Origin of the sequence: Roseibacillus ishigakijimensis (assembly GCF_016595415.1) — a bacterium.
GTDB classification, from domain to species: Bacteria; Verrucomicrobiota; Verrucomicrobiia; order Verrucomicrobiales; family Akkermansiaceae; genus Roseibacillus; species Roseibacillus ishigakijimensis.
This window is the reverse complement of sequence record NZ_JAENIO010000175.1, coordinates 1-350: the sequence shown is the minus strand read 5'-3', so window position 1 is coordinate 350 and position 350 is coordinate 1. Positions and strand designations below refer to the sequence as shown.

General features: G+C 58.6%; 1 pseudogene. It reads right to left on the bottom strand.

The window, feature by feature from the left end:
• Positions 1-67: 67 nt before the first annotated feature.
• Positions 68-350 (bottom strand): annotated as a pseudogene (locus JIN78_RS17055) (hypothetical protein); the annotation flags it as partial.

The window sequence follows — 350 nt, the reverse complement described above, 5'->3', positions numbered from 1 at the left end:
AAGCGAAGCGAGCAGCTCAGATACGACTTCGCCGCCGAGGGGCTGATGTGTTCCGGGAAGGCCAGCATCACGCCGCCCTCCTTCGGTTGCCCCCGGAGTAGGCAGAGCGGTTGCGACTATTGCCACCGCCTTTCTGCTTTCCGCCATATCGGTCCAGTAGCTCGTCGATGAGACCAGATGCCTCCATCTTATTGAGCAGCCGCACCCCTTTACCGAAGCGCTCTACTGCCAGAGCTTCGACGCCTTTCTTATCGAGCTGGTTCTCAGCAACGATTTTCAGGACGAGGTCGCGTTGTTTGTCGGAACATTTCCAGGCCGTTCCGTTGGGCCATCGGGTGATGTTGTTGGGG